The organism is Pirellulales bacterium, assembly GCA_035499655.1.
GTDB lineage: Bacteria > Planctomycetota > Planctomycetia > Pirellulales > JADZDJ01 > DATJYL01.
In genome coordinates, this window is the sequence record DATJYL010000082.1 from 1 (window position 1) to 7,367 (window position 7,367).

Below are 7,367 nucleotides of genomic sequence, written 5' to 3' on the forward strand. Positions count from 1 at the left end.
GCGCGGCGCATTGGCAATGACCTTGTGGGCTGGCGTGAGCGTGTCGATATATACGACACCCACCACGTCATAACGGCCCTGCATGGGGACGCAAATCGCCTCGCGGACCCCCATTTGCAAAATACTGGCGGCGGTGTCCCAGCGTTGGTCTTCGCGGGCATCGCTGGTGAGCACACCTTCCTTGTTTTGCAGAACATAGTCCAAGATCGTTTGGCTGATGTTCATTTGCTCGTCCCCCTGGGTACGATGTCGATCGCGCCGCACCTTGGGCACAAGACGTTTGGATTCAGCTTCCACCAGCATGACGCAGCCGCGATCGGCCTCGACCCATTCGAAAATCAACTGCATGATGCGGCTGAGCAGTTGGTCGATATCCAACGTGTGGCTGACGGCCAACGCCGTGCGGTACATCACTTGCAAATTACTGCGCGCCCGGGCCAGCCAGGGATTTTCTGAGGCATCGACTGAAGGCGTCCATAAAACGCTCCCTTCGCGCTGCGACAGCGATTGCACGATGCGCGACTCGCCGCTGGTTTGGGCGGCGCTGACAATGTGCACGCGCTGGCCGATGTTCTGCGGACCGCTGTCGCCGGGGCCGGTAAACAACATCACGGTGCGGCCCAGTTGCACTTGATCGCCGCTGGCCAATTCCTTTTCGTCGACACGCTGGTTGTTGACAAAGGTGCCGTTGGAGCTGCTCAAATCAGCCAAGAAAAACTTTTCGCCCTGGCAACGGATTTCGGCATGGCGGCGTGAGACTTCGGTATCGTGCAGTTGAATTCGATTGCCTGCTTCGCGCCCCAAAAACAGAGCGCCGGCGCCGGCATCCAACTCGAAGCGGACCCCCTGATCCGGACCCTGAATGATAAACAGCGAAGCCACGGGAAACGCTCAGAAGCAGTTAGCAATTAGCGATTAGCCGGAAAAAGCAAAACAGCGGCTGCCATAGCAATTGCTAGCTGCCAATTGCCAATCGCTAGTCGCTTTTTTACGCTGCCGCGCGGCCGTAACGCTCACAGAGCAGTTCTTCAATTCTAAGAATTAGCGGCTTGTAGTGGTAGGGTTTGGCGATGAATTCGCCGCCCAACGTGTTTGCCCCGGGCTGCAAATTGCCCAAAATCACGAGCATGCCGCCGTCTTTTTCCGCCACAAAAGCAAACTCTTCCGCCACCGCGACGCTGGCTCGTGAGGTTTCGAAATCGAGAACAATCAAATCAGGCTGATACAACCGGGCCATTGCCAGGCCGTCGGATGCATGCGCGGCTTCCAAAACTCGCAATCCGCGTCGCTGCAAGGCGGTGCGCAGCACTTCGCGGGATTCATCAAACCCATCGATGATTAGCACGCTAGGATGGGAAACCAACGGCATAACTCCGTACTTGTCGCAGAAAGAAGTCTGTAAAGCTTTCAAAAGCAGCCCGTCGGCCAGATCACCGGAGGGGTGGGAACGATAACTGCCCGGCAGTCGCGTGTCAAAGGAGAGTTGCGGGGATTGTAAAAATGTAAAAAAACGGCCGCCACGGTATACTTAAACAGCGTCGAAACCGCGTTATTGCACCCCTCAGTCACGGAGGCACTTCGTGCTTGCGGAACCTAATCATCACGACGGTCGCTATGTTTTACCAATCCGTTGGTTGATTTTGATTGCAACGGCGGCGACGCTGATCTGCGGCTGGAAAAATGCACAGGGGGAAGAAACCCCCGAGGCAGCCGCCAACGAACGCCTGGCCAGGACGGTGCTTTATTTGTCGTCCGACGAGCTCGAGGGGCGCGGCCTGGGAAGCAAGGGGCTGGATTTAGCGGCCGATTACATCGCCGGGCAATTCCGCGAGATTGGTTTGAAGACGGACTTGTATGATGGTGCGCCTTTCCAAAAATTCACGGCCCCCGCTGCCTCGCCGCACGGAACAAAACTGCCCATCGCACCAGGCAACAACGACGTCAACGGAAAACCCAGCAATGCCGACAGGAGTAAAGCCGACGCCAACAACATGCCGCCGCCGGCAACGGAACCAAATCGCATCGCTGCGAAAAACGTCGTCGCCGTGCTGGAAGGCGAAGGGCCGCACGCCGATGAAGCGATTGTCATCGGCGCACACTACGACCATTTGGGGCGTGGTGAACCCGGCTCGCTGGAGCCGGATTCGCACGAAATTCATCATGGGGCTGACGATAACGCCTCGGGCGTCGCCGCCATGTTGGAAATCGCTCGGCAACTGGCGGCCCGGGAGAAAAAACTGCCCCGTCAAGTGGTGTTCATCGCCTTTACGGGCGAGGAGCGCGGGTTGTACGGCAGCGCCCATTATGTGAAAGATCCGCTGGCGCCGCTGGATAAAACCATCGCCATGCTGAATCTTGACATGGTGGGACGGATGACCGACGACAAGCTGATTGTGTACGGCACCGGCACGGCCAGCGAATGGGGCGATTTGCTGACTCGGCTAAACGAAAAGCACGATTTTCAATTGACGCGCCATCCGGAAGGGTATGGGCCAAGCGATCACTCGTCGTTTTACGCCAAGCGAATTCCGGTGCTGTTTTTCTTCACAGGCACGCACAAAGATTACCACCGCCCCAGCGACACGTTCGACAAAATTAACGTGGACGGCATGCGCCGCGTGGCTGAATTGGTGGCGGATGCCGCTGTTGCCATTGCCGAAACCGACGCTCGTCCAACGTATAAGGACATCGGCGGACCGTCACAGTTTGCCAAAAGCGGCGACCGGCCGTACTTCGGCAGCATTCCCGATTTCTCGCAAGATCAGCCCGGCTATGCGTTGATGGGCGTATCCAAAGGCGGGCCGGCGGAAGCGGCGGGCATTCAAGGGGGCGACATTATTCTGCGGCTGGGCGATTACCCGATCGCCAATTTGGAAGACTTCGATACGGCGCTGCGCAAATTCAAGGCGGGCGACCGCATCACGGTGCTGGTGAAGCGCGGCAGCGACGAAATGAAGTTCGCGGTGACGCTGGAACCGCCGCGACAGTGAGCTGCAAACAATCGGCTAGCGTTTTTCTAACGCTGCACAAATTCTTTGTGCGATGTAGCGACTCGCTCACGCATTAGTCGCAGGAAGTTGACCGCACTTTAGCTGTCATCTCATTGTCAGCTAGCGCGCTACTAACAATCCCTTCCTATAACTCTGCTACAGAAAACAGAGCAGGCAGAGGCATTCATAGGAAATCGTCCGCAGTGAAGCTGGCGATTTTGACACGGGAATGGATCCCGGCGTCGCATCGTTGCGATTTACTAACTTTGAGGAGAATGCCAATGAAGTTTTCGCTTGCTCTGCTGGCTCGGTTTGTCGTGGGAACCATTTTGACGATAGTTTTATTGGGTCAAACTTACGTTCAAGCAACCGACATTGTTTTGTACCGAGTTGGAACTGGCGCCGCAGCGCTTTCAAGCGCTGGAACCGCCGTGTTTGTGGATGACTACACATATAACCCCACTCCGACTCCCAGCGCAACTTACAATGGTTATGTGCCCATGCCGACCACGGTCAGCGGCAGCAACAATCAAATGGTAGCCAGCGGCACGGCGAGTTCGGAAGGTGAATTAACAGTTTCGCCCGATGGTTCCACGGTGGTCGTCACCGGTTATGCAGCCAACTTAGGCACCACGGGCGTCGCCAGCACGGCCAGTTCGTCGACTCCACGGGTTGTCGGCTTAATCACCGTCTCTAATGGTGCAGTCGATACGTCGACGGCGCTAACTAATTTTGCCACTGGAAATAATATTCGTTCCGCTGCCACCGACGGAACTAACATTTGGGTCACCGGGGTCGACACCACAAACTCTGGAGTGGCAGTCACCACCAAAGGCGGAACGACGGCCACGAAAGTTATCACGAGCCCTACCACGAACCCGGCCAGCAATACACGGCAAGTAAATATTTTTGGCGGCCAATTATATCTCTCCAGTGGGTCTACGGCTCCTTCCGGAGTTAATACAGTGGCGATGGGCACTGTTGGCACTGGAACGCCTACTGGCGGAGCGGGCGTATCATTTACAACACTGCCCGGCTTGACGGGCCTGACTTCGACGACCGCCAATAACCCCAGCCCATATTCGTACTTTTTCGCGGATCTCGATGGTAATGCAGGCTTGGATACAGTGTATATCGCCGACGATGGTACGAACACGAGCGATCCCATGGCGGGAATCACGAAATGGAGTCTGGTCGCCGGCACCTGGATGAAAACTGGCACCGTTGGCGGAACAGCGGACGCTTATCGCGGCCTGACTGGCATGGTTAGCGGTAGCACAGTCACCTTATTCGCTGTGGGTCTTGGGGGCAGTGGCTCCACAGGCGGCGGAAAATTGGTCGCTCTTACCGATGCTTCGGGTTTCGATGGCACTCTGACTGGCACTCCGACAACACTTGCCACGGCTGCCAACGATGAAGCGTTTCGTGGCGTCGGCATTATCAACAGTACGATTCCCAATATAGTTCCGGAACCTTCCTCGTTAGTGCTTGCCGGTTTGGGCTTGCTTGGTTTAGCCGGTTCTGCACGGCGACTCAGAAAGCGCGTTTAGGAAAAAACAGTAGCTCGGTAAGCACACAAAGTTTCCCGATGGTGATTGGGCAGCTTGCAAAATCGCCATCGGGATATTGCACATCCGGCGGCCCTATTTCAACGTTCGCGGAGAATACATACTCATGAGTCATCGTAGAAAACTGATTTTTCAGTTGGCGGCTTTCTTCGCATTTAGCATGGCCTTCTCCCGACTAGCTGTGGTGCAGGCCGCAGGCTTTACCCCCGGCGATTTGGTGGTGTACCGGGCTGGGGCCGCGGGCAATACCGGCCTGACCAAGACTGGCGATCCTGTGTTCATTGATGAATACACGCCCGGAGGCGCCTTGGTGCAATCGGTGGAAATGCCGACTTCAACCATTGGAAGCCAGTACGAGCTTTTAGCCGATGGGCAGGCAACTTCCGAAGGCGGGCTGACGGTTTCGCCCAATGCAAAGTACATTGCGATTACCGGCTACGGTGCGGCAAGCCCCGACGGAACAACGAGCCTTCCCAATACCGCGGTTCCGCGCGTGGTGGGTATCGTCAACGTCGCCACCGGGGCGAGTGATACATCGACCGCGCCGGCAGATTATGCCCTTGGCAATAATCCCCGGTCGGCGGTGACCACCGACGGCAATTCGATTTGGATGACTGGGGCCGCAGGAGGAGTACGATATGCAACGCTTGGGACTCAGGGGGCAGGATCCACTTCGACTCAGATCGGCGGCACGCCCAGCAATGTCCGGCAAGTGAATATTTTCGCCGGACAGCTATATGCATCAGGCGCTTCTAGCATGACCGCACTGCTGGATGCCATGGGCACAGGCCTGCCTTACACATCCGGACAATCTGCCAACCCGGTTCCTGGCTTTCCCACAACCACGGACTCGGCCCATTTGAATCCGTATTCATTCTTTTTTGCAGAATTGAATCCCAGCGACCATCTGGCTGCTGACACGTTGTACGTGGCAGATGACACCACGCATCCGTCCCCCACACTCGCTGGCGGCATTACCAAATATTCGTATTCCACGGTGAGCAACACTTGGGTATCCAATGGCTCGGTCGACGAAACCAGCAGCAATTACCGCGGGCTAACCGGGGTAGTAAACATTAGCAACGGCAACTACACCGTCACGTTGTATTCCACGCGAGAAGGGGGCAGCACCGCCGCCGGAGGCGGTCAAATTGTCACGATTTCCGATTCTTCCGGATTCAATGGCGCTTTCAATGACACAGCCGCGGGCGCTCCGACCGTCCTGGACACAGCAGCAACCAATGAGGCATTCCGCGGGATTGGCGTGATCAGCGTAACCGGCATGCCGGGCGATTTCAACCTTGACGGACACGTCGATGCCGCGGATGTGGTGGCGATGGAGGAGGCCTTGGCTAATCCAAGCGCTTACGAAGCAGCGAACAATTTGTCGACGTACCAAATGCTGGCCATCGGCGATTTGAACCATGACGGTCGGGTCACCACTGCCGACCTGCAAACCTTGCAGCTTGATTTGAAAAACGGCGGCGGATTGTTGGTTCCCGAACCGGCCGCCTTGCAATTGGCTGTCCTGGGCTTCGTGGGAATGTGCCTGGTCGGGGTCTTGAGGCGAAGAAAATTGGCGGCCACGCTGGGGCAATAGCGTCGTGGGCCAAGCGGATTTATCCCCCACGACAGCGGACGATTCTTCACTTGAATCTAACAGTCCGCCAATGAATTACTCACACTTGGCGGGTATGAAAAAGTGGTCGCTCCACCGCACAGCTAATAAGGAATCTTCATGGGACGCAATGAGGCCATTCCCATTTCACGGGACCACAAATCTTTTCCGGCTGGCGGCGTGTCGCAAATGAAACCGAGCAGGATCGGCTTTACGCTGGTGGAGCTGCTGGTCGTGATTGCGATCATCGGCATTTTGATCGCGATTTTGCTGCCGGCGGTTCAGGCGGCGCGCGAGGCTGCGCGGCGTGCCGAGTGCATCAACAATCTGCGACAAATTGGTTTGGCGCTAATGAATTACGAGGGGGCAAAAAAATCGTTCCCCTACAGTCGGACCGATATCAACCTGAACGATTCGAGCAAACACACCGTGCCCGATCGGCCGGGCGGCCCATCGAACGATCAATCGTGGACAACGCTGATTTTGCCTTTCATCGAGGAAAAAGGGATCAACACGGAATACAATTATAATAAATCGTGGTTCGACAACGTGCCCGATCCGTCCAATCCCAACGTGCTAACCAACTTGGCGGTCGTCAGCCAGTCGATTCAAATGTATCTGTGCCCAACTACGGAGCCAGGGCGCGTCGATCTCACCTTCACATCAACCGTGAAACCGGCTGCGGGTGACTACGGGTGCGTGAACGGCATCAAAAAACCGTTCTACGGATATTTTTCGACGCAATTGGGAATCTACCCCGTGGAGGGCAGGCCGCCTGTGGTCGGCGTGCTGAACAAATACGACGACGGAAACAACGTGCTGGTTTCACGCTGCAAAATTAAGGATATAACCGATGGCACCTCCAAAACGCTGATGGTGGCAGAAGACGCTGGTCGGCCAAATCATTATCAGTTTGGCAAGGACACCGGCCAACTCATACCCGTCACTGACGGCGGCACCGGCTGGGCTGATCCCGACAACAGCGGAAGCTTGAGCGGTTACCAATATAATGGCGTCAAGGGGGGTCCCATCGTCATGAATGCCGACAATGACAGCGAAGTGTACAGCTTTCACGTGGGGGGCGCACAGTTCTGCTTTGCCGACGGGAGTGCACACTTCTTACGAGAAACCATCGACCCGCTGGTGTACAAAGCGCTGGTCACCCGCGCCGGCGGCGAAACCGTGCCGGGC

6 protein-coding genes are annotated in these 7,367 nt (G+C 56.3%); 4 read left to right on the forward strand and 2 right to left on the reverse strand.

Features of this window, described 5'->3' with window-relative positions:
* Positions 1–882: FHA domain-containing protein (locus tag VMJ32_06035; GenBank protein HTQ38566.1), on the reverse strand; the 882-nt coding region annotated here is incomplete at its 3' end.
* Positions 883–988: 106 nt separating this feature from the next.
* Entirely contained in the window at positions 989–1,363 is a 375-nt protein-coding gene (locus tag VMJ32_06040; GenBank protein HTQ38567.1) for a hypothetical protein, read from the reverse strand.
* Between the two features lie 217 nt (positions 1,364–1,580).
* On the opposite strand from VMJ32_06040, the gene VMJ32_06045 reads away from it, so the two are divergent.
* The 4 genes from VMJ32_06045 to VMJ32_06060 form a co-directional block, all read left to right on the forward strand.
* Positions 1,581–2,990: a M20/M25/M40 family metallo-hydrolase gene (locus VMJ32_06045; protein ID HTQ38568.1), complete on the forward strand. Its 1,410-nt coding sequence runs from the start codon at positions 1,581–1,583 to the stop codon at positions 2,988–2,990.
* Positions 2,991–3,271: 281 nt separating this feature from the next.
* Positions 3,272–4,540 (forward strand): PEP-CTERM sorting domain-containing protein, encoded by a 1,269-nt coding sequence (locus VMJ32_06050; GenBank protein ID HTQ38569.1) that lies wholly within the window; start codon positions 3,272–3,274, stop codon positions 4,538–4,540.
* Positions 4,541–4,664: 124 nt separating this feature from the next.
* A complete protein-coding gene (locus VMJ32_06055) occupies positions 4,665–6,158 on the forward strand; it encodes a dockerin type I repeat-containing protein (GenBank protein HTQ38570.1) in 1,494 nt (497 codons plus the stop codon).
* 138 nt (positions 6,159–6,296) lie between these two features.
* Positions 6,297–7,367: DUF1559 domain-containing protein (locus tag VMJ32_06060; GenBank protein HTQ38571.1), on the forward strand; the 1,071-nt coding region annotated here is incomplete at its 3' end.

What these genes read in the sequence shown, in the direction of transcription:
- VMJ32_06055 (HTQ38570.1), top strand. Translation starts at nt 4,665, where the DNA reads ATGAGTCATCGTAGAAAACTGATTTTTCAGTTGGCGGCTTTCTTCGCA.
- VMJ32_06050 (HTQ38569.1), top strand. Translation starts at nt 3,272, where the DNA reads ATGAAGTTTTCGCTTGCTCTGCTGGCTCGGTTTGTCGTGGGAACCATT.